This is a genomic window from Nocardioides pymetrozini, assembly GCF_046058985.1.
GTDB lineage: Bacteria > Actinomycetota > Actinomycetes > Propionibacteriales > Nocardioidaceae > Nocardioides.
This window is the reverse complement of record NZ_CP175556.1, coordinates 3,139,190-3,158,113: the sequence shown is the minus strand read 5'-3', so window position 1 is coordinate 3,158,113 and position 18,924 is coordinate 3,139,190. Positions and strand designations below refer to the sequence as shown.

18 protein-coding genes are annotated in these 18,924 nt (G+C 72.9%); 10 read left to right on the top strand and 8 right to left on the bottom strand.

Annotated features, from left to right (window positions below; translation table 11 throughout):
• Positions 1 to 13 precede the first annotated feature (13 nt).
• Genes ACJ5H2_RS15470 through ACJ5H2_RS15445 form a run of 6 tightly spaced genes read right to left on the bottom strand, consistent with a single transcriptional unit; the run spans position 14 to position 5,984 of the window.
• On the bottom strand, positions 14 to 1,141 hold the full coding sequence (locus ACJ5H2_RS15470; protein WP_408896307.1) for an MCE family protein: 1,128 nt from the start codon (positions 1,139 to 1,141) through the stop codon (positions 14 to 16).
• A complete protein-coding gene (locus ACJ5H2_RS15465; RefSeq protein ID WP_408896306.1) occupies positions 1,138 to 2,136 on the bottom strand; it encodes an MCE family protein in 999 nt (332 codons plus the stop codon). The genes ACJ5H2_RS15470 and ACJ5H2_RS15465 overlap by 4 nt, the downstream gene beginning before the upstream one ends.
• A complete protein-coding gene (locus ACJ5H2_RS15460) occupies positions 2,133 to 3,188 on the bottom strand; it encodes an MCE family protein (RefSeq protein WP_408896305.1) in 1,056 nt (351 codons plus the stop codon). The genes ACJ5H2_RS15465 and ACJ5H2_RS15460 overlap by 4 nt, the downstream gene beginning before the upstream one ends.
• Positions 3,185 to 4,303, bottom strand: coding sequence for an MCE family protein (locus ACJ5H2_RS15455; protein WP_408896304.1), 1,119 nt, complete (start codon positions 4,301 to 4,303; stop codon positions 3,185 to 3,187). Before ACJ5H2_RS15455 ends, ACJ5H2_RS15460 begins: the two co-directional genes overlap by 4 nt.
• The gene (locus ACJ5H2_RS15450; RefSeq protein ID WP_408896303.1) at positions 4,300 to 5,178 is read right to left on the bottom strand and encodes an MlaE family ABC transporter permease; all 879 of its coding nucleotides are present in this window, start codon (positions 5,176 to 5,178) and stop codon (positions 4,300 to 4,302) included. Before ACJ5H2_RS15450 ends, ACJ5H2_RS15455 begins: the two co-directional genes overlap by 4 nt.
• Positions 5,175 to 5,984 (bottom strand): MlaE family ABC transporter permease, encoded by an 810-nt coding sequence (locus ACJ5H2_RS15445; RefSeq protein WP_408896302.1) that lies wholly within the window; start codon positions 5,982 to 5,984, stop codon positions 5,175 to 5,177. Before ACJ5H2_RS15445 ends, ACJ5H2_RS15450 begins: the two co-directional genes overlap by 4 nt.
• 148 nt (positions 5,985 to 6,132) lie before the next feature.
• Here ACJ5H2_RS15445 and ACJ5H2_RS15440 point away from each other — a divergent pair, with 148 nt between their 5' ends.
• From ACJ5H2_RS15440 to rodA, 7 genes are all read left to right on the top strand, one after another.
• Positions 6,133 to 6,900, top strand: coding sequence for a MerR family transcriptional regulator (locus tag ACJ5H2_RS15440; RefSeq protein ID WP_408896301.1), 768 nt, complete (start codon positions 6,133 to 6,135; stop codon positions 6,898 to 6,900).
• A gap of 24 nt (positions 6,901 to 6,924) precedes the next feature.
• Positions 6,925 to 7,335, top strand: a complete 411-nt coding sequence (gene ndk / locus ACJ5H2_RS15435) for a nucleoside-diphosphate kinase (RefSeq protein ID WP_408896300.1) — start codon at positions 6,925 to 6,927, stop codon at positions 7,333 to 7,335.
• Positions 7,336 to 7,572: 237 nt separating this feature from the next.
• Positions 7,573 to 8,604, top strand: coding sequence for a rod shape-determining protein (locus tag ACJ5H2_RS15430; RefSeq protein ID WP_408896299.1), 1,032 nt, complete (start codon positions 7,573 to 7,575; stop codon positions 8,602 to 8,604).
• A gap of 6 nt (positions 8,605 to 8,610) precedes the next feature.
• On the top strand, positions 8,611 to 9,561 hold the full coding sequence (gene mreC / locus ACJ5H2_RS15425) for a rod shape-determining protein MreC (protein ID WP_408896298.1): 951 nt from the start codon (positions 8,611 to 8,613) through the stop codon (positions 9,559 to 9,561).
• Positions 9,558 to 10,172, top strand: coding sequence for a rod shape-determining protein MreD (mreD, locus tag ACJ5H2_RS15420; RefSeq protein ID WP_408896297.1), 615 nt, complete (start codon positions 9,558 to 9,560; stop codon positions 10,170 to 10,172). The genes mreC and mreD overlap by 4 nt, the downstream gene beginning before the upstream one ends.
• Complete coding sequence (gene mrdA, locus ACJ5H2_RS15415; protein WP_408896296.1) at positions 10,169 to 12,298, top strand: penicillin-binding protein 2; 2,130 nt, start codon at positions 10,169 to 10,171, stop codon at positions 12,296 to 12,298. Before mreD ends, mrdA begins: the two co-directional genes overlap by 4 nt.
• Positions 12,295 to 13,512 (top strand): rod shape-determining protein RodA, encoded by a 1,218-nt coding sequence (rodA, locus tag ACJ5H2_RS15410; RefSeq protein WP_408896295.1) that lies wholly within the window; start codon positions 12,295 to 12,297, stop codon positions 13,510 to 13,512. The genes mrdA and rodA overlap by 4 nt, the downstream gene beginning before the upstream one ends.
• Positions 13,513 to 13,574: 62 nt before the next feature.
• Here rodA and ACJ5H2_RS15405 read toward each other — a convergent pair whose 3' ends face one another.
• Entirely contained in the window at positions 13,575 to 14,870 is a 1,296-nt protein-coding gene (locus ACJ5H2_RS15405) for an HNH endonuclease (protein WP_408896294.1), read from the bottom strand.
• A 471-nt stretch (positions 14,871 to 15,341) separates the two neighbouring features.
• Here ACJ5H2_RS15405 and ACJ5H2_RS15400 point away from each other — a divergent pair, with 471 nt between their 5' ends.
• From ACJ5H2_RS15400 to ACJ5H2_RS15390, 3 genes are all read left to right on the top strand, one after another.
• Positions 15,342 to 15,887 (top strand): hypothetical protein, encoded by a 546-nt coding sequence (locus ACJ5H2_RS15400; RefSeq protein WP_408896293.1) that lies wholly within the window; start codon positions 15,342 to 15,344, stop codon positions 15,885 to 15,887.
• Positions 15,888 to 15,957: 70 nt separating this feature from the next.
• Entirely contained in the window at positions 15,958 to 16,695 is a 738-nt protein-coding gene (locus ACJ5H2_RS15395) for a YcnI family protein (RefSeq protein WP_408896292.1), read from the top strand.
• A gap of 3 nt (positions 16,696 to 16,698) precedes the next feature.
• Positions 16,699 to 18,342 carry a copper resistance protein CopC gene (locus ACJ5H2_RS15390; protein ID WP_408896291.1) on the top strand — a complete coding sequence of 548 codons (1,644 nt, stop codon included), beginning with the start codon at positions 16,699 to 16,701 and terminating at the stop codon, positions 18,340 to 18,342.
• Here the strand turns inward: ACJ5H2_RS15390 and ACJ5H2_RS15385 are convergent.
• The gene (locus ACJ5H2_RS15385; protein ID WP_408896290.1) at positions 18,329 to 18,871 is read right to left on the bottom strand and encodes a hypothetical protein; all 543 of its coding nucleotides are present in this window, start codon (positions 18,869 to 18,871) and stop codon (positions 18,329 to 18,331) included. The two genes, ACJ5H2_RS15390 and ACJ5H2_RS15385, sit on opposite strands and share 14 nt — an antisense overlap.
• Positions 18,872 to 18,924 lie beyond the last annotated feature (53 nt).

The following is an 18,924-nucleotide window of genomic DNA, read 5'->3' as shown; positions in this document are numbered from 1 at the left end:
GCAGGGACGCGGGTCACGGGAACCCCCCGGGGAGGCCGTCGTAGAGGCCGTCGAGGATCGGGTCCAGCAGGCCCGTCCCGGACGGGTTGAAGATCAGCCGGCACACGTCCGAGCCCACCTGGCCGGCGAGCGCCTGGCCGAACACCTGGCAGGTGTGGTCGCGGAAGGCGGCGGCGAAGGGACCGACACCGAAGGAGAACTGCACCCGCAGGCGGCCGAGGTCCCAGTCGTAGGCGCGCGCGAAGTTCTCCGCCATCGTCGGCATCGTGTCGAACGCCTCCTCCAGCGAGTCCTGGTGGCTCTGCACGGTGGCGACCACCTGCGCGAGCCCGGCCAGGTCGTCGCCGATCACGGCGCCGTTGTCGCGCAGGAAGCGGTTCATCAGCCGGGTCAGCTCGTCGAGGCTGCCGAGGGTCGCGGCCAGCTCGTCGGACTGGTCGGCGACCAGGGCCGTCGTGTCGGCCGTGGCGCGGGTGAAGCCGCGGATGGTCGCGTCGCGCTCGGCGAGGACGTCGACGAGCGCGCCGAGGTTGGCGGTGACCGCGGTCAGGTCCTCGTCCTTCGCGTTGAGCATCGCCAGCGCGTCCCGGCTCTCCGAGAGGGCACGGCGCAGGTGCGCACCGTTGCCCTCCAGCGTCGCGGCCGCCGTGTCCAACGCCTCGCCGATGCCCGCATGGCCGCCGTCCTCGGCGGCGTTGAGCGCCACCACCAGGTCGTCGATCGCCGCGGCGACCGCGTCGACGTTGGCGGGCGAGCGGGTGTGGGTCGCGGCGATGTGCGCGCCCGGACGCAGCCGCGGTCCGCCGGCGTAGGCGGGCCCGAGCTCGACGAACCGGTCGGTCACCAGCGAGCCCTGAAGGATCTGCGCTCCGGCGTCGCGGGGGAGCTCGGTGCCGCGTTCGAGGTGCATGACGACGCGCATCGTCGTGCCGTGGGGCTCCACGGCCACGATCTCGCCGACCGGCACGCCGAGATAGGTCACGTCGTTGCCGACGTAGACCCCGGTGGTGTCGGCGAAGTCGGCGGTCACGACCATGGCGTCGTCGTCGCCGCCGAGCCACCCGCCGAGGCGCACGCCGCCGAGGACCACCGCCACGAGCAGCACGCCCGTGCCGACCAGGAGCAGTCGGCGGCTGCTCATCGGCAGTCCTCCGCGACGACGAGGGCGCACACGAGGTCGTCGGGGAAGATCGCCCACGGTGCGTTGACGCCGAGCCAGGGGCCGTCGCCGGTGGCGTTGGTGAACACCCGCATCGTCGGACCCGCCAGCCGCATCGTCTCCTCGAGGTCGGCCGTGTGCTCCTCGAACACGCGCAGCACCGTGCGCAGGTCGCGCAGCATCGGTCGCAGGTGCGGTGCCGTCGTCCGCACCAGCCTCGTCATCCCGATGACGAAGCGGTGGGCGTCGTCCAGCAGGGCGCGCAACGTCTCGCGTCGCTCCTGCACCATCAGCATGACCTTGGCGCCGTTGCCCATGATGTCGTCCAGCTGCTCGGTCTGGGACAGGACAAGGTCGGTCACCGCCCGGGTGGAGGAGAGCAGGTCGTCGAGCTGCTGCTCGCGCCGGTTCGCGATGGCGGAGACTCCCGCGATGCCGTCCAGGGCGTCACGCAGCCGGCTGGGCTCGACGGCCAGGTCGGTGGCGAGGGTGTCGATCGCGCCCTGGATCCGCGCGAGGTCGAGTGCCTGGACCTGCGGTGTGCTCTCGAGCCAGAACTCCTCGATCGTGTACGGGTCGACCGCGCGCTCCACGGGGATCGTGCCCCCGTCCGCCAGAACCTCGCCCGCCCCCGGCGTCAGCGCCAGGAAGCGCTCGCCGAGGATGGAGAGGAGCTTCACCTGCACCGTGCTGTCCGCGGTGATGCCGAGCTCCGCGGGAGACCGGTCCAGGGAGAACGCGACGTCGACCTGGTCGCGCTCGGCCTCGACCGTGCGCACCTGGCCCACGGTGAGACCGGCCACGCGGACGTCGTCGCCGGCGGAGAGGCCGGCGGCGTGGCGCAGGCGGACGTGGTAGTCGGGGGCGGCGGCCAGGACGGTGCGCAGGCCCAGCAGCACGAGCCCGGCGAGTGCCCCCACGACCGCGAGGCGGACCGGCCAGGGAAGCCGCCGCCAGGGCGGGGTCCGGGTCCTCATCGGCACCTCGCGGTGTGCCGGTCGCCGGCGACGCCGAGGTCGACGGCCAGGGGGAGGCCCTTGATCCGAGCGACGTTCGTGCAGACGTAGACGTTGAGATAGCTCCCGTAGCCGAGGGTGCGCAGGTAGACCTGCAGCTGCTGGGGGAGCGCCGCGCCCGTCCGGGCGAGGAGGTCCTCGCGCTGCGCGAGCCAGCGCAGCCATGGCTGGCTGAGCGTCGAGACCTCCTCGAGACCTGGGCGGGCGTCCTCGACCAGCTGGGCTGTGGTGTCGGTGAGCCGGGCGATCGAGTCGAGGCTGGCGGCGATGCGGTCCCGGTCCTTCGCGAGGCCGGTCGTCAAGGAGTCCACGCCCTCGAGGAGTGCGCTGATCTCCTCGCGGTGCTCCTCGGTCGTCCTCAGCACCAGGTTCACGTTGTCGACGACCTGGGCGAGGGTGGCGTCGCGGTCGACCAGCCCGCCGGTGAGCTCCGCGGTCTGGTCGAGCAGGTGCTCCAGCGTGGGGCCCTGACCCTGCAGCACCTGCACGATGTTGGTCGCGAGCTGGTTGACGGCCGCCGGCTCGAGCAGGTCGAAGACCGGCTTGAAGGCGTTGAACATCGCGGTCAGGTCGAGCGCCGTGCGTGTGCGGCTCTCGGGGATGGTGGCGCCGTCGCGCAGCCGTGCGGCCTCGCCATCGCCGCCGGGACGACCGATGGCGACGTAGCGCTGGCCCATCAGGTTGAGGTAGTCGATGGACACGACGACGTCGTCGTGGAGGCGCTGGTCGGCGTCGACGGCGAGGGTGACCACGGCCATTCCGCGCTCGTCGCCCGTCCCCACGCGCGTGCCCGTGACCCGGCCGATCCGCACGCCCGCCATCCGCACGTCGTCCCCGACGCGCAGCCCGGTCGCGTCCCGGAAGAGCGCCGTCACCTCGATCGCGTCCCCCCGATGGGCGTGGGAGAGGGTGCCCGCGACCGTCGCGGTCAGCACCAGCGCGAGGGCGGTGAAGGCCACCACCCCGGCCAGCGGGCCCTTCACCCGGGCGAGGTCGCGCAGCTGCCGGCTCATCGCGAGCCTCCCGCGCACGGTCCGGCCAGTCCGCGGTACGCGGGACAGTCGCCCCCGTCGTACGCGTCGACGAGAGCGGGGGAGATGACGCCCTCCATCTGGATGTTGCCGCCCTTCACCGCGGCGGCGCCGTTGCGCAGGAGGGGCGGGACCTTCTCCAGCAGCCTCGCGAAGGCCGGGTGCCGCTCGGCGAACGCCTCGAGGGTCGCGGCGGTCGCGTTGAGCAGGCGCGCGACGTCGCCGCCGTGGGCCCGCAGGAACGCGGTGACCCCGTCCTCGCCGTCGAGCGTGTGGGGCACCGCCTGCAGCAGCGCCGCGGTCTCCTCCTGCCGCGCGGCCAGGGTCCGCGCCAGTGGGCGGCTGTTCTCGAGCGCCTGCACCAGCGCGGGCTCGATGTCGGCGGCCAGGTCGAGGTCGGCGGTGAGCAGGTCCAGGTCCCGTCGCAGCTGCGGCTGCAGGTCGGTCCATCGGGCGAGGAGGGCGTCGCCCTCGCGGACCATCCGACCCAGGTCGGCTCCCCGGCCGTCGAGCGCTGCGGCCAGCTGCGACAGCGCGACGTCCCACTGCGCCGGGTCGATCGCGGCGAGCAGCCGTTGGGTCGCGGTGAAGGTGTCCATCAGGCGCAGGGTCGGCGCGGACGTGTCGGCGGGCACGACGTCACCGTCGGTGAGATGGGCGTCGGCGGCGAGGTGCGTCGGGGCAGCGGCCGTCGCGGCGGGGACCAGGTCGACGTACTCGTTGCCGAAGAGCGTGCCGGGCAGGACCCGGGCGGCGACCGCGGCCGGGATCAGGCCGGCGTGCTCGCGCTGCACGAGCACCTCGGCACTGGGCCCGTCCCACCCGGCCGCGCCCCGCTCGGCGGTCGGGCGGACCTCGACCACCCGCCCCACACGGAGCCCGTTGAACTTCACGTCGGAGTTGATGCCGAGCGTGTCGCCGACGGTCGGGAGCTGGACGGTGAGCCGGACGTCGCCGCTGAGCACGCCGAGGGTCTTCAGGCCGAGGATGCCGAGGACGAGCGCGAGCAGCAGGCCGCCGACGAGCCCGACCGCGGCCAGGCGCAGGCGCAGGACCCCGGCATCGAGCCGGGTGTGCGGGAACAGCAGCTCGCTCATCCGGAGATCTGCACCTGCTGGTCGGCGCCCCAGAGGATGAGCGTGAGGATGATGTCGACGACCGTGAGCGCGATGATGCTCGACCGGATCGCCCGGCCGGTGGCGCGGCCGACGCCCTCCGGGCCGCCGGACGCGGTGAAGCCGTGGTAGCAGTGGATGAGGGTGACCACGGTCGTCAGGACCACGACCTTGATCCCCGAGTACACCACGTCGATGGGCGCGACGAAGGTCTGGAAGTAGTGGTCGTAGGTGCCTGCGGACTGGCCGTAGAAGGTGGTCACCATCAGGTCGGTCGCGACATAGGTGCCGACCAGGCCGACAAGGTAGAGCGGGAGCACCACGATCCAGGCGGCCACCAGCCGCGTGCTCACGAGGTAGGGGATCGGGTGGATCGCCATCGACTCCAGGGCGTCGATCTCCTCGCTGATCCGCATCGCACCGAGTCGTGAGGTGAAGCCGCACCCGATGCGCGCGGCGAAGCCGAGAGCGGCGACCATGGGGGCCAGCTCGCGGGTGTTGGCGTAGCCTGAGATGAAGCCGGTCAGCGGGGCCAGCCCGATCACGTCGAGCCCCTGGTAGCCCTCGAGCCCGACCTCCGTGCCGGTCAGCGTCGACAGCAGGAGGACGACGCCGACGACACCGCCGCCGACGATGAAGATGCCCGAGCCCAGGGTGACCTCGGCCAGGATGCGGGCGACCTCGCCGCGGTAGCGGGTCACGGCCAGGGGGAGGGCCGCGACCGCGCGCCAGGCCAGCACGAGCTGGAGCCCGATCCCCGCGAGCGGTCGCGTCACCGTCCGGTCGACGACCTCGAGCGGGTCGATCCCACGTGGCGCGGCGGAGGGCACCGCCGCCCGGGCCTGCGTCGGCGTCATCCGATCGGCCCTCCGGCGAAGGTGCTGTGGACCTGGGAGATCGCGAAGTTGGCGGCGAACAGGAGGATGAAGTTGGTGACGACCGAGCTGGTGACCGCCTCGCCCACGCCGGTGGGGCCCCGCTGCGCGCCGAGTCCCTTGTACGAAGCCACGACGGCGCAGATCACCGCGAAGATCGCGGCCTTGGTGAGGGAGAGCCACAGGTCGGAGAGCTGCGCGAGCGTCGTCACCGATGCCAGGTAGCTGCCCGGAGGGAGGTCCTGGAGCACGACGCTGATCGACAGCGTCGTGAGGATCGTGAAGAACATGACCACGCCGTTGAGGAGGATCGCGACGATCACGATCGCGACCATGCGGGGCACGACCAGCCGCTCCACCACGGGCAGCCCCATCACCTCCATGGCGTCGATCTCCTCGCGGATGCGACGGGCACCGAGGTCGGCGCAGATCGCGGAGCCGGCGACGCCGGAGAGCATCAGGGCCGTGATGATCGGCGAGGCCTGGCGCACCACCGCGAGCGTGTTGCCCGCACCGGTGAACGACACGGCGCCGACCTCCTGGGCCAGCACGCCGACCTGCAGCGCGAGGATGATCCCGAACGGGATGGACACGGCGAGCGCCGGCAGCGTGCAGACCCGGATCGCGTACCAGGTCTGCACCACGCTCTCCGCGACCGGGAAGCGCCCACCCGCGATCGACGAGGCGCCGGCCGCGAACACCTTCCGGGCGAAGCGCACCATCGCGAGCGCCTCGGCCACGGGCCGGGCCAGGGCCGGGAGGGGCCGCGGTGCGGTGTGGACCGGCATGGGCCTCCCCTCGACGAACGTGCCCGGGAGCGGGCACGATGACAGTAGAACTGTTACAGACGTACTGTCCACGCCGATGTGATCCACGTCAACCCCTGCCGACCGGCGCGCGTTGCATGCATCAAATGACAGTCGTACTGTGACAGTCATGAGCACTGCAGCGCGGGTCGACTCGGCGCCCGAGGCCGAGGACGGCGGGTCCTTGCGCACCATCGACGAGCTGGCCGCGGCCGCCGGGCTGACCGTGCGGACCACGCGCTACTACGCCAGCCTCGGCCTGCTGCCGCCGCCGGCCCGCCGCGGCCGCATGGCGTGGTACGACGACACGCACCTGGCCCGCCTGGAGATGATCCGGGCGCTCCAGGGACACGGCTTCACGCTGCAGGCGATCGAGAGATATCTCGCCTCGCTCCCGGCCGACGCGGGGGTCGAGGACCTCGCCGTGCAGCGGGCGATGCTCACGTCGTGGACGGTGGGGGAGCCGCAGGAGCTGACCCGGCGTCAGCTCGACCAGCACGCCGGCCGCAAGCTCACCGACGAGGAGGTGACGCTGATCGAGGAGTTCGGCCTGCTGCGCCGGGCCGCGGACGATCGCGGCACGGTGCGCTACACGCCGGTCCACGGCTTCGACGTGGCCGTCGAGCTGCTGCAGGTCGACATCCCGGTCGCCGGCATGCGGGCGGCCGGCGACGCCATCGAGCGGCACATGACCGCCCTCGCCGAGGAGCTGACCGCGGTGCTGCACGACGAGGTCGTCGAGCCGTGGCGCCGGGAGCGCGCGCACCACTCGCGCGAGGACGCCGAGCAGCTCGAGGCGACGATCAGCACCCTGCGCAGGCTGACCCTCGACGCCATCGTGCGCGGCTTCCAGCGCTCCGCCAACAAGGTCATCGCCCGGTCGCTGGACCGACGCTGAGGACGATGGCCTAGGGTCGCGCACGTGACCCAACGCACTCTCGTCCTCCTCAAGCCCGACGCGGTCCGCCGCGGCCTGGTCGGCACCGTGCTGGCGCGCTTCGAGGCCAAGGGGCTGAGCATCGTCGCCATGGAGCACCGCCACATCGACGCCGAGATGGCCGATGCCCACTACGCCGAGCACGTCGAGCGCGACTTCTACCCGCCGCTGCGCGCCTTCGTGACCAGCGGCCCGCTCGTGGCCCTCGTGCTCGAGGGCGACGAGGCGATCGAGGTCGTCCGCGCGCTCAACGGCGCCACCGACGGACGCAAGGCCGCTCCCGGCACCATCCGCGGTGACCTGTCGCTGTCCAACCGGGAGAACCTGGTCCACGGCTCGGACTCGCCGGAGTCCGCGGCGCGCGAGATCGCGCTCTGGTTCCCGGGCCTGGCCTGACGGGCCGGCCGGCCCTGCCCCTCGGGCGGCCGGTGCTACTGAGACGCGCCGCGCCGCTCCGGCGAGCCTGCGCGATGGCACGCTCCTCGTTCCTTACGCTCGCAAGCGGAGGCTGACGGATCGTGCGCTCGCCGGCCTCCCCGGCGTACTTCTCCGCCAGGGGGAGCGGGCCGGCTTCCCCGACGCGCGCGGACGGACCTGTCGCTCGACCGGTCCGGTGACGTCTTGCGAGGAAGCGTGAGGGCGAACTCCATCATCGGCCGCGACATGGCCGTCGACCTCGGCACCGCCAACACGCTCGTCTACGTCCGCCGCCGCGGCGTCCTCCTCGACGAGCCGAGCGTGGTCGCCCTCGACGACAGCACCGGCGAGGTGATCGCGGTCGGCCACCAGGCCAAGCAGATGCTGGGCCGGACGCCGGACAGCATCACCGCCCTGCGCCCGCTGCGCGACGGGGTGATCGCCGACTTCGAGGCGACCGAGCAGATGCTGCGCCACTTCATCGCGCGCGTGCACAACAGGCGCTCGTTCGCCAAGCCCCGCATGGTCATCTGCGTCCCGAGCTCGATCACGCCGGTCGAGCAGCGCGCGGTCAAGGAGGCCGGCTACCAGGCCGGCGCCCGCCGCGTGTACGTCGTCGAGGAGCCCATGGCCGCGGCCATCGGCGCGGGCCTGCCCGTGCACGAGGCGACCGGGAACATGATCGTCGACGTCGGCGGGGGGACGACGGAGGTCGCCGTGATCTCCCTCGGCGGCATCGTCACCTCCCTGTCGATCCGCACGGCCGGCGACGACCTCGACGCAGCCATCGTCGCGTGGATGAAGAAGGAGCACGGCGTCATGCTCGGCGAGCGCACCGCCGAGGACGTGAAGATCACGCTCGGCTCGGCGTTCCCGCGTCCGGGCGAGCCGCACGGCGAGGTCCGCGGCCGCGATCTCGTCACCGGCCTGCCGCGCACGGTCGAGGTCAGCAGCGCGGACATCCGGCACGCGCTGGAGGAGCCACTGCACGCCATCGTCGACGCCGTCCGGGTCACGCTGGACCAGACCCCGCCCGAGCTGGCCGGGGACATCATGGACCGCGGCATCGTGCTGACCGGCGGGGGCGCGCTGCTGCGCGGCCTCGACGAGCGCATCCGCCACGAGACGGGCATGCCCGTCCACGTCGCCGAGGACCCGCTGGTCTCGGTGGCGATGGGTGCGGGCCGCTGCGTCGAGGAGTTCGAGGCCCTCCAGCAGGTGCTCGTCACCAACCAGCGGCGGTTCTGAGCGACCATGGCCCTCGACACCCGACCGCCCACCAGCCGGCCGAGCGCCGTACGCCGCACCGGCGCCTCGCGCGACCCCGAGCGCGACGCGGGCCGCCCGCCCCGCTCGCTCGTCGTCGCTCTCGTCCTGGCCTGCGCGGCGCTCATGGTCGTCGACAAGGCCGGCGGGGACGGCTCGCCCGTCGACCCGGTCCGCCGTGTGGTCGGCGAGGTGGTCGGCCCGGTCCAGGCGGGCGTCTCCACGGTGGTGCGGCCCCTGGTGGACCTTCCGGACGCCCTGCGCACCAACGGCTCCCTGCGCGAGGACGTCGCGCGGCTGGAGGCCGAGAACGCCGACCTGAGCGGTCGGCTGGCGAAGGCCGGCTACGACGAGCACCGCCTCGCACAGCTCGAGGGGCTGCGGGCCATGGCGGGCGACGTCGGCTACGCGCTGGTGCCTGCCCGGGTGATCGCGATCGGACCCGCGCAGTCGTTCTCCAGCACGGTCACCCTCGACGCCGGCTCCGACGCCGGCCTGCGCCCGGACATGACCGTGGTCGCCGGCGAGGGCCTGGTCGGCCGGATCACCGCCGTGACCGCGCACACCGCCACCGTCCTGCTCATCGTCGACGACACCTCCTCGGTCGGCGGCCGGATCGGCGACAACATGGAGCTGGGCTTCGTCCACGGCCGCGGCAGCCTCGGCACCGACGACCGGCTCGAGATGGAGCTGGCCGACCGCAAGGTCGTGCCGAAGGTCGGGCAGCAGATCGTCACCTGGGGAAGCGAGGGCGGCTCGCCGTACATCGCGGGCGTCCCGATCGGCACCGTCGGCAAGGTCTACGAGTCCCTGCGCGAGACCGCCTACCGGGCCGTCATCACTCCGGGCGTCGACTTCACCGCCCTCGACCTGGTCGGCGTCGTGGTGCCCTCCGGCACCCCGGGCCGCGTCATCGAGGCCGACGGGAGCCTCCGGTGAACCGCCGCGGCCGCCTCACCGCCGTGCTGCTCGCGGTCCTGGTGGCGCTGCTGCTCCAGGTCACCGTGCTCCCGCACTTCGCGTGGGACGTCGGCGGGCTCGGCGTCGTTCCCGACCTGGTGCTGCTGGCGGTCGTCGCGACCGCTCTCGCCACGGACGCCCGCTTCGCCACGCTCACCGGCTTCTGGGCCGGGCTGCTCCTCGACATCGCGCCACCGGCGGACCACGTCGCCGGACGCTGGGCGCTGGCGCTGATGGCCGTGGGGTACGTCGTCGGCCGGCTGGTCCACGACCACGCCGGGGACGCGGCGGCCGGAAGCCGCTTCGCCCGGGAGGGCGTGCGCCGTCCGCCCCTGTTCCTCGCGCTCGCCGCGGCCGCCGGCGGCTCCTTCGTCGGCACGTCGCTCTTCGCGCTCACGGGGGTGCTGCTGCGCGACTCCGGCGCCAGCGTCGGCGACCTGCTGCCGGTCGCGCTGGTGGCGCTGGTCCTCGACGTGGTGGCCGCGCTGGTGGTCCTCCCGGCAGCGCTGTGGCTGTTCGGCCGCACCACGGGCGACGCCGTGCCGCGCCCCGCGGCGCGCCCGACCCAGCGGATGCGGGCCCGGACGTGAGCGCCGGGGCGTCCCACCGCAGCCGGCTCCGGCTGATCGTCATCCAGACCCTCGTCTTCTCGCTGCTCGGCACGCTCGGCGTGCGGCTCTACTACCTGCAGGTCGTCTCCGGCGAGCGCTACCAGGGAAAGGCGGCGTCGCAGTCGGTGCGCGAGATCGTGGTCCAGCCGCAGCGCGGCCTGATCGTCGACGCGATGGGCCGCCCACTGGTGACCAACCGGCTCTCCTGGGTGGTCTCGATGGACCGCACCCTGCTGGGCAAGATGTCGCCCGGCGACCGCGCCGAGCTGGTGCGCCGCACCAGCGACGCGATCGGCCTCGACGTCGCCGCGATCGAGGCCAAGCTGCTCCTGTGCGGCGACGCGGGCGCCGTGGCCGGCGAGTGCTGGAACGGCTCGCCCTACCAGCCGGTGCCCGTAGCGCTCGACGTGAAGGAGGGCGCGGCACTGCGGATCCTCGAGCAGCCGGAGGACTTCCCCGGTGTGGTCGTGGACCAGCAGAGCGTGCGGCAGTACCCCTCGCCGTACGGCATCAACGCGGCGCACGTGCTGGGCTATCTCAGCCCGATCACCAAGGACGAGCTGGAGTCGGCGGAGGACGCGGGGGACAGCTCGGTCAACGGCGCCTCCGTGGTCGGCCGCGCCGGCGTCGAGAAGGAGTACGACGAGTGGCTGCGCGGGCAGCCGGGCTACGACCAGGTGGCCGTCGACTCCAAGGGCCGGGTCCGCGACGACGTGTCGGGGCTCGAGGCGCAGCCCGGGGACACGCTCGTCACCTCGATCGACGCGAAGGTGCAGAGCGTGGTCGAGGAGCAGCTCGCGGCGATGATCGCCAAGCAGCGCAGCACCCGCGACCCCGTCACCAAGCGCAACTTCGAGGCCGACTCCGGTGCCGCCGTGGTGATGGAGGCGAAGACCGGGCGGATCGTCGCGATGGCCAGCCAGCCGACGTACGACCCGTCGCTGTGGGTCGGCGGCATCACCGACAAGCAGCTCGAGCGGCTCTACTCCGAGGCAGCGGGCACGCCCCTGCTGGCGCGCGCCTTCCAGGGCCAGTTCGCCCCGGGCTCGACCTGGAAGCCGTTCATGACCGTCGGGGCGCTCACGCACGGGTACTCGCCCGCCACGGTCCTGGGCTGCCCGTCGGCGGTGCAGATCGGCAACCGTGCGTTCCACAACCACGAGTCGTCGGCGTACGGCTCGATCACGTTCGCCCGCGCGCTCGAGGTCTCCTGCAACACCTTCTTCTTCCAGGTGGGCATGAAGTTCTGGCAGACGCTGGGCTCGGATCCCGACGACGTGGACGCCAAGGACCCGCTCGTGGAGCAGGCGGAGCGGTTCGGCTTCGGCGAGCGCACCGGCGTCGACCTGCCGGGCGAGGCCTCGGGCCGCGTGGCCGACCGGAAGTGGAAGCGCGCCTACTACGAGTCGATGAAGGACTACTACTGCGGCATCGCCGACAAGCCGCAGGACGACAAGACCTCCGACTTCGTCTACAAGTTCGCGCGCGAGTTCTGCGTCGAGGGCTGGAAGTACCGGCTCCCGGACGCCGCCAACTTCGCCATCGGCCAGGGCGACACCATCGTCACGCCGCTCCAGCTGGCCCGCGGATACGCCGCGATCGCCAACGGCGGCACGTTGTGGGAGCCCCGGGTCGGCAAGGCCATCGTCGCCCCGGACGGCGAGGTGATCCGGGAGATCGAGCCGAAGCGGGAGCGCAAGCTGAAGATCCCCGCCTCGGTGCTGAGGTACGTCGACGAGGCCCTCCAGGGGGTCGCCACCCGCGGCACCATGAACTGGAAGCTCCAGGGCTTCCCGCTCGACCGGGTGAGGATCCGTGCCAAGACCGGCTCCGCGGAGGTCTACGGCAAGCAGTCGACCGGCTGGGTCGCGTCGTACTCCGAGGACTACGTGGTCGTCATGATGATGAGCCAGGGCGGCACCGGGTCCGGCTCCACCGGTGACGGCATCCGCGCCATCTGGGAGGCGCTCTACGGCGTCGAGGGTGACCAGGTGAAGCCGGACAAGGCCGCCATCCCCGGCGTCACGCCGCCGGCCCAGCTGCCGACCTTCGGTGAGGACGGCTCGATCCTGCCCCCCGCCCGGGCGAAGGGGGAGGACCGATGAGCAACCGGATCCAGGCCAGCACCCGCCGTACGACGGCCTCGCGCCGGGTCGGGCGGCTGCAGTGGGGCGATCTCGACCTGGCTCTCCTCGGCGCCGTGCTCGCGCTCTCGCTGCTCGGCTGCCTGCTGATCTGGTCGGCGACCCTCGAGCGGGACGACCTGACCGGCGGTGACACCCGGGCCTTCGTGGTGAAGCAGGTCGTCAACGTGGTGATCGGCCTCGGCCTGATGGCGCTCGTGGTCGCGACCGACCACCGATGGGTGCGTATCCTCGCGCCGGTCGGCTACCTGCTCGCCGTGGTGGGCCTGGTCCTGGTGCTCGTGATGGGCACCACGGTCAACGGGTCGCGCTCCTGGTTGATGATCGGCGGGCTGTCCCTGCAGCCCTCGGAGCTGGCGAAGCTCGCGGTCGTCGTCGGCATGGCCCTCGTCGTCGCCGAGCGGAGCGAGGGCCGCTGGCGGGACCGGGTCGGCACGGGCGACGTGCTCCTCATGCTGCTGGTCGCCGGCATACCCGCCGTGCTCATCCTGGCCCAGCCGGACCTCGGCACCATGCTCGTGCTCACCGCGACCGTCTTCGGCGTCATCGCCGCCTCGGGCGCGCACCGTCGCTGGCTGGGCGTCCTGGCAGGTGGCGGGACTCTCGCCGCCGTACTCGCCGTCTCCAGCGGGATGCTCAAGGAGTACCAGGTCGACCGCTTCCTCGCGTTCACCAACCCCGCCCTCGACCCTCGCGGAGCGGGGTACAACGTGGAGCAGGCCCGGATCGCCGTGGGCAACGGCGGCCTCTTCGGACAGGGACTGTTCCAGGGCTCGCAGACCCAGTCCGGCTTCGTGCCGGAGCAGCACACGGACTTCGTGTTCACCGTCGCTGGCGAGGAGCTCGGCCTGGCCGGGGCGGCGCTGGTCGTCGTCCTCCTGGGCGTCGTGCTCTGGCGCGCCCTGCGCATCGCCACCCGCACCGACGACGTCTTCGGCCGGATCGCCGCGGCCGGCATCGCCTGCTGGTTCGGCTTCCAGGCCTTCCAGAACATCGGCATGTGCCTCGGCATCATGCCCGTGACCGGCGTCCCGCTGCCGTTCGTGTCCTACGGCGGCTCGTCGATGTTCGCGGGCATGCTCGCCGTCGGCCTGCTGCAGAACATCCACCTGCGGGCGCTGTCGGCGCCGGCGTCGAGGCTGGCGCCGATGGAGCGGGTGCTGGTGCGCGGCTAGCGCTGCCCACGTGCTGATGTCCCCGCGCGAGGGGGGTTCGCGCGGGGTGTGGGGCGGGGTGGCTACTCGTCGGGCGGGTCTGCGGTGTGAATCGGGTGGGTGCCGCGGTGGTCGACGCGGAAGGCGTGGCCGTTCGGGCTGGTCCACACATAGGTGCCCGGGGTCGGGGTGTCGTAGCGCCAGGCTGAGTGGGTCTTGGCGCGGTGGTGGCGTCGGCAGAGGGGGACCTCGTTGCAGGGGCAGGTCACCCCGCCGCGGCCGTGCGGGACGGCATGGTCCACATCGCACTTGGTGGCGGGGCGCGTGCAGTGCGGGAAGCGGCAGGTGTGATCCCTGAGGGCGACGGCTCGCTTGTGGCGGTCGGGGACCTCGTAGCTCGTGACCGGGATGTACTCGGCCAGGTCGATGACGGGGCGGACGGTGATGGTGGTGTCGTGGGCCTGCAGCCATTCCCGGATCTGCTCGGAGGAGATCGGGCAGCCGCCCTGTTCCCACCGACCGACCGGGTTGTCTCCGGTGAGGGTGGTGTCGGTGATGTGGACGTTGAGCTCGACCTTCCGCCCGGGCACGGTCGCGACGACCTCGCCGGTGTCGGGGTCAGGGATGAGGAGATCGAGGGCGAGGTCGGCACGAGCGAGCTCCGCGGCGGCCTTGGAGCGGCGTACGTCGAGCGAGGACTGGTCGCCGAGCCGGCCGAGGACCTCGGCACGGCGTGCGACCGCGAGGTTGAGGTCGTGCCCGTCCGCAGCGTCCAACAGTCCGGACACCGTCACGAGGCCGTGGTCGTCGACGTGGGGGTCGATGTCGAACCGTCGACCGTCGGCGGCCTTGGCTCGTTCGGCTTCGGCGGTGGCGGGGTCGAACCGCAGCACGGCTTCGGTGATGAGCCGGTCGAGCTGGGCCCAGCCGACACCGGTGGCGTCGAACAGCTGCCGGTCCACAAAGGCAGCGGCTTCGGAGTTGAGGCCGTGGGTGCGTTCGGCGATCCGCTCCGCGCGCCACGGCGCCAGACGCCCGGCGACCACCGCGTCGTACACGTGCGGTAGGCGCCAGGCGCACTCGATCACCCGCCCGACGTACGCCCGCCCTCCATCGGGTGAGCGGCCGAGCACCGCGATCAGCTCCATGAGCGCGAACTCCGACACCAACGGTGCACCCTCGCCGGCGATCGGAACCCCGGTGTCGAGGTAGCCCTCCGTGATCGTCGCCGCACCCTCCGGACCGGTCACGACGTGGCGGCTGGCCCACTCCACGATCCCGACCCACTCCCGGACAACCAGGGCTTCACGGTCCTGGACACCCGCACGCAGCTCGGACAGCAGCACTGCTGTCGAACGAGCCGTGGTCCCGAGATCCATGACTGGATTCTCCCACCGACCTACGACACAACGAACGGGAGAAAACCCGCCTGGGGACAGGCGAAACCCGTCCGGCAGGGTGTGAACAACCACTGCACCATGACGTGACGAAAGTCGGACCGACACGACCGCAACCACAGGGGTCAGACGGGCAGAGACCTGACGCCCAAATGCGGCGTTCAGCCAACCAGCTCAACCACAGCGGCGCGCAACCACGCCAATCGAAAAATCAGACCTGGCACCCAGCAAACCCGGAAGGCACACAACACCCAACCCGCGGGTCAGAACCGACCACTCGACGGGTCAGAACCGACGACTCGACGGGTCAGAACCGACGACTCGACGGGTTAGAACCGACGACTCAACCCCCACCTCGGGGCAGCGTCGCCCGCAGCCCCCGCGACGTAGGGGCACGGCGTCCAGCCAGCCACCCCGCCGGGGCATCGACCACGCATCCGGCAAGATGGTGCCGTGCTGACCGCCCGCCGAGCCCCGCGCCGCCGCGTGGCGATCTCGGCGGCGCTGGGCGGTGCGGAGAGCGTCACGGCGCTCGTCCTGGCGCACGGTGCGGCGGGAGGCGAGGTGCCGTCGGCCTGGTGGCTCGCGGCCTTCGGTCTGCTCGTGTACGCCGCCGGTGGCCTCGTGCTCCGCCACCGGGCGAGCATCCGCGTGGTGCTGCCCGCGCTGCTCGCGGCGCAGGTGGTCGGTCACGGCTGGCTGGTGGCGCTGTCCCCGGCGGGCCATCCCGGCCATGAGCACGCGACGTCGGCCTTCCTCGGCCTGACGCCGGGCATGGTCGCCGCGCACCTCGCCGCCGCCGCGGTGACCGGCCTCATGTGGGGGCTGCGGCGCCGTGCGGTCGAGGTGCTGCTGCGCTGGACCGACCCGGGCGTCGTACCGCTGCCGGGCCCGCGCGCGCTGCGTCCCAGCGCGCCGCGTCCGACGCGGAGCGGCCGCGAGCACCGTGCCCTCGCGCCGACCCGCGGGCCTCCGGCCAGCGCCCTCGCGATCGCCTGACTCCCCAGCCGGAGGCAGGCCGTTCGCGCTGCCGTCCGTCACGAGTCAACCGATCCGAAAGAGACATTCCATGCAGATCCGTCGCTTCACCCTGCCCACTCTCGGCGCCAGCGCCGCACTGGGCACCTCCCTGGGCATCGTCGCCCTGACCGCCAGCGCGGCGAGCGCGCACGTCACGGTCACGCCGAACACCACCGCCGCCGGCGACTACGCCGTCCTCACCTTCAGCGTGGGTCACGGCTGCGAGGGCTCGCCGACGACGAAGCTCGCCATCCAGATGCCCGAGGAGATCCCGCAGGTCACTCCCACGGTCAACCCCGGCTGGACGATCGAGAAGGTGAGCGAGGAGCTCGCCGAGCCGGCCACCGACGCCCATGGGAACGAGATCACCGAGCGGGTCGCCGAGGTCGTCTACACGGCCAAGACGCCGCTCCAGGACGGCTACCGGGACACGGTCGAGCTGTCCGTCCAGCTGCCCGACGCCGCGGGGGAGACCCTTGCCTTCCCGGTGATCCAGACCTGCCAGCAGGGCGAGACCGGCTGGACCGAGACCGCCGCCGAGGGACAGGACCCCGAGGAGCTCGAGAGCCCGGCTCCGGTCCTCACCGTCACCGAGGCGACCGGCGAGGACGGCCATGGCGCGTCCGAGGAGAAGGCCGACGGTGCGAGCGCGTCCGCGGACGACGCCAGTGCCGACGCGGACGACGACGGTGATGGCAACGGGCTCGCCGTCGGCGGCCTCGTCGCCGGTGTCGCCGGCCTCGCGCTCGGGGGTCTCGCCCTCGCCCGCAGCGGCAAGCGGGCCTGAGCCGTGCGGCGTGTGCCGGCGTACCTGCTCGCCGTCCTGGTCGCCGCCCTGGCGGTGGTCGGGCCGGCGGGTCCGGCGTCGGCGCACGCCACCCTCGTCAGCACCGACCCCGCCGAGGGGTCGGTGCTGCCCGAGGCGCCGGGCGAGGTGACCTTCACCTTCGACGAGCCCGTGCAGCTCGTGCCCGACGGCCTCCTCGCCTTCGACGCCGAAGGCCGGCGCGTCGACGTCGAGCCCTCCGCCAAGGGGGTCGACGTCACCGGCGAGCTCCCGGGCGACCTCGACGACGGGACGTACGTGGTCACCTGGCGCGTCGTCTCGGCCGACGGCCACCCCATCGCCGGCTCCCTCACCTTCCACGTGGGTGCGCCCAGCCCGAAGGTGGTCCCGCCCCAGACTGGTCCGGCCGATCCCGGGGCGGTGCCGCTCGTGCAGGGTGTCGTCCACGGCGTCGACTACGCCGCGCTGCTGCTCACGGGCGGGCTCGTGGTCTTCGTCGGGTGGACGGCGCGGGGAGTGCGCCTGTCCGACGAGGTACGACGGCGCCTGGTCCGCGTGCTGCGCGGCAGCGCGCTCGTGGCGGTGGCCGCGGCGGCGCTCGCCGTCCCGCTCGCGGGTGCCTACCAGCTGGGCTCCGGTCTGGGCGGCGTGCTCGACCCCGCGTCCCTCGACCCGGGCCTGGTGCAGGACGACCTGCAGGTGCTGGGGCTCCAGGCCCTCGGCCTGGGCATCGCCTGGCGGGCCGCGAGTGCGGGCCGGTCGTCACTGGCGGCCGACCTGGCGACGGCACTGGCCGTGTGGTCGCCGGCCCTCGTGGGACACACCCGCGCCTACGAGCCCACCCTGCTGCTCGTCGTGACCGACGCGCTCCACCTCAGTGCCGGTGCGGTGTGGCTGGGTGGCCTCGCGGGCCTCGCGCTGGCGCTTCCGTCGTTGGCGGGGCGGCCGAAGGACGCCGCGCGCCTGCTGACCCGGTTCTCGACCGTGGGGGCAGGCCTGCTGGCGGCTCTCGCGCTGACGGGAGTCCTCCTCGGGTGGCGGATCGCCGGGTCGTGGGAGCGCCTGTTCGGGGAGACCTGGGGGCGGCTGCTGCTGGTGAAGGTGGCGGTGGTGCTGGCGGTCGTCGCGGTCGCGGCGTTCAACCGCTTCCGGCTGGTGCCGCGGGTGGCGGGCGACGGCGGGCACGACCAGCGGCGAGCCGCGGCCGGGCTGGTCCGCCGTACCGTGCTCGCGGAGGCGTTCCTGCTCGTCGCCGTGCTCGCGATCACCGGCTTCCTCACGCAGAAGCCACCCGGTGGCGAGGCGCCCGGCCAGGCCCAGACGGCGGACACCGGGGTGGTGACGGGTGTCGCCGACGACGACCTCAAGGTGCTGGCCGTCCTCGACCCCGGGCCGGGCCTGCAGCGGAGGCTGATCGTGCAGGTGCAGGACCTCGCGGGCGACCCCCTCGACCTGCACGCCGCACCGGCCGTGGCGCTGCGCTCGGACAGCGTCGACCTCGGCGAGGTGCCGGTCGTGCCGAGCGGCGCGGGGACCTACGTCGCGGACGTCGTCTTCCCGCACACCGGCGCCTGGAAGCTGCAGGTGAGCATCCGGGTCGACTCGTTCACCAGCCCCGTGACGACCGTCGACCTCACGGTGCGCTGACGGCGCCCCAGGCGGTGAACCGCAGCTCGAGGCCGGGATCGGCGCGCACCTTGACCGGGCGGTCCTGCTCGTCGAGCCAGACGTCGACGTCGAGGGAGTCGGGCAGCAGCGTCGCCACCCCGTCGGGGAGGGCGATCCCGGCGAGTGCCGCGGCGGGGTCGAGGGTCGTCTCGTAGTGCTCGGCGGCCACCCCGTCGACCTGCTCGCTGCCGACGTGGACGAGACCCTCGGGCAGGGCGAGCCCCTCGACGGCGCGGGCGATGACGCTGGTGTCGTCGATGGTGAGCTCCCGCGGCGGGACGCCCGCGAAGGTCGCAGTCACCGTCACGCTGCCCGCGGAGCGCAGGGCGTCGGCGACCTCGCCCAGTACGACGTCCGCCGCGCGGGTCCCGCTCGGCGCCGGTGTGCCGGCGCCGGGGGCGTCGGCGCTGGGCGTCTCGGCGGGGGAGGAGGCCCCTGCCGAGGCGGCGCGGCGCGCGTCGCCTCCACCGTCGTCGCTGCACCCGGCGAGCAGCAGCGCGGCGCTCATCAGGACAGCGAGCGGTCCTCCACGACGAGGCGACATCGGTGTCATGGCGGTCT

Bases quoted from the DNA above. Each gene is read 5' to 3' on its own strand.
- ACJ5H2_RS15465 (WP_408896306.1), bottom strand. From the start codon at position 2,136: ATGAGGACCCGGACCCCGCCCTGGCGGCGGCTTCCCTGGCCGGTCCGC.
- ACJ5H2_RS15455 (WP_408896304.1), bottom strand. From the start codon at position 4,303: ATGAGCGAGCTGCTGTTCCCGCACACCCGGCTCGATGCCGGGGTCCTG.
- rodA (WP_408896295.1), top strand. From the start codon at position 12,295: ATGAGCAACCGGATCCAGGCCAGCACCCGCCGTACGACGGCCTCGCGC.
- ACJ5H2_RS15460 (WP_408896305.1), bottom strand. From the start codon at position 3,188: ATGAGCCGGCAGCTGCGCGACCTCGCCCGGGTGAAGGGCCCGCTGGCC.
- ACJ5H2_RS15395 (WP_408896292.1), top strand. From the start codon at position 15,958: ATGCAGATCCGTCGCTTCACCCTGCCCACTCTCGGCGCCAGCGCCGCA.
- ACJ5H2_RS15445 (WP_408896302.1), bottom strand. From the start codon at position 5,984: ATGCCGGTCCACACCGCACCGCGGCCCCTCCCGGCCCTGGCCCGGCCC.
- mreC (WP_408896298.1), top strand. From the start codon at position 8,611: ATGGCCCTCGACACCCGACCGCCCACCAGCCGGCCGAGCGCCGTACGC.
- ACJ5H2_RS15470 (WP_408896307.1), bottom strand. From the start codon at position 1,141: ATGAGCAGCCGCCGACTGCTCCTGGTCGGCACGGGCGTGCTGCTCGTG.
- ACJ5H2_RS15440 (WP_408896301.1), top strand. From the start codon at position 6,133: ATGAGCACTGCAGCGCGGGTCGACTCGGCGCCCGAGGCCGAGGACGGC.
- ACJ5H2_RS15385 (WP_408896290.1), bottom strand. From the start codon at position 18,871: ATGAGCGCCGCGCTGCTGCTCGCCGGGTGCAGCGACGACGGTGGAGGC.
- ACJ5H2_RS15405 (WP_408896294.1), bottom strand. From the start codon at position 14,870: ATGGATCTCGGGACCACGGCTCGTTCGACAGCAGTGCTGCTGTCCGAG.
- ACJ5H2_RS15450 (WP_408896303.1), bottom strand. From the start codon at position 5,178: ATGACGCCGACGCAGGCCCGGGCGGCGGTGCCCTCCGCCGCGCCACGT.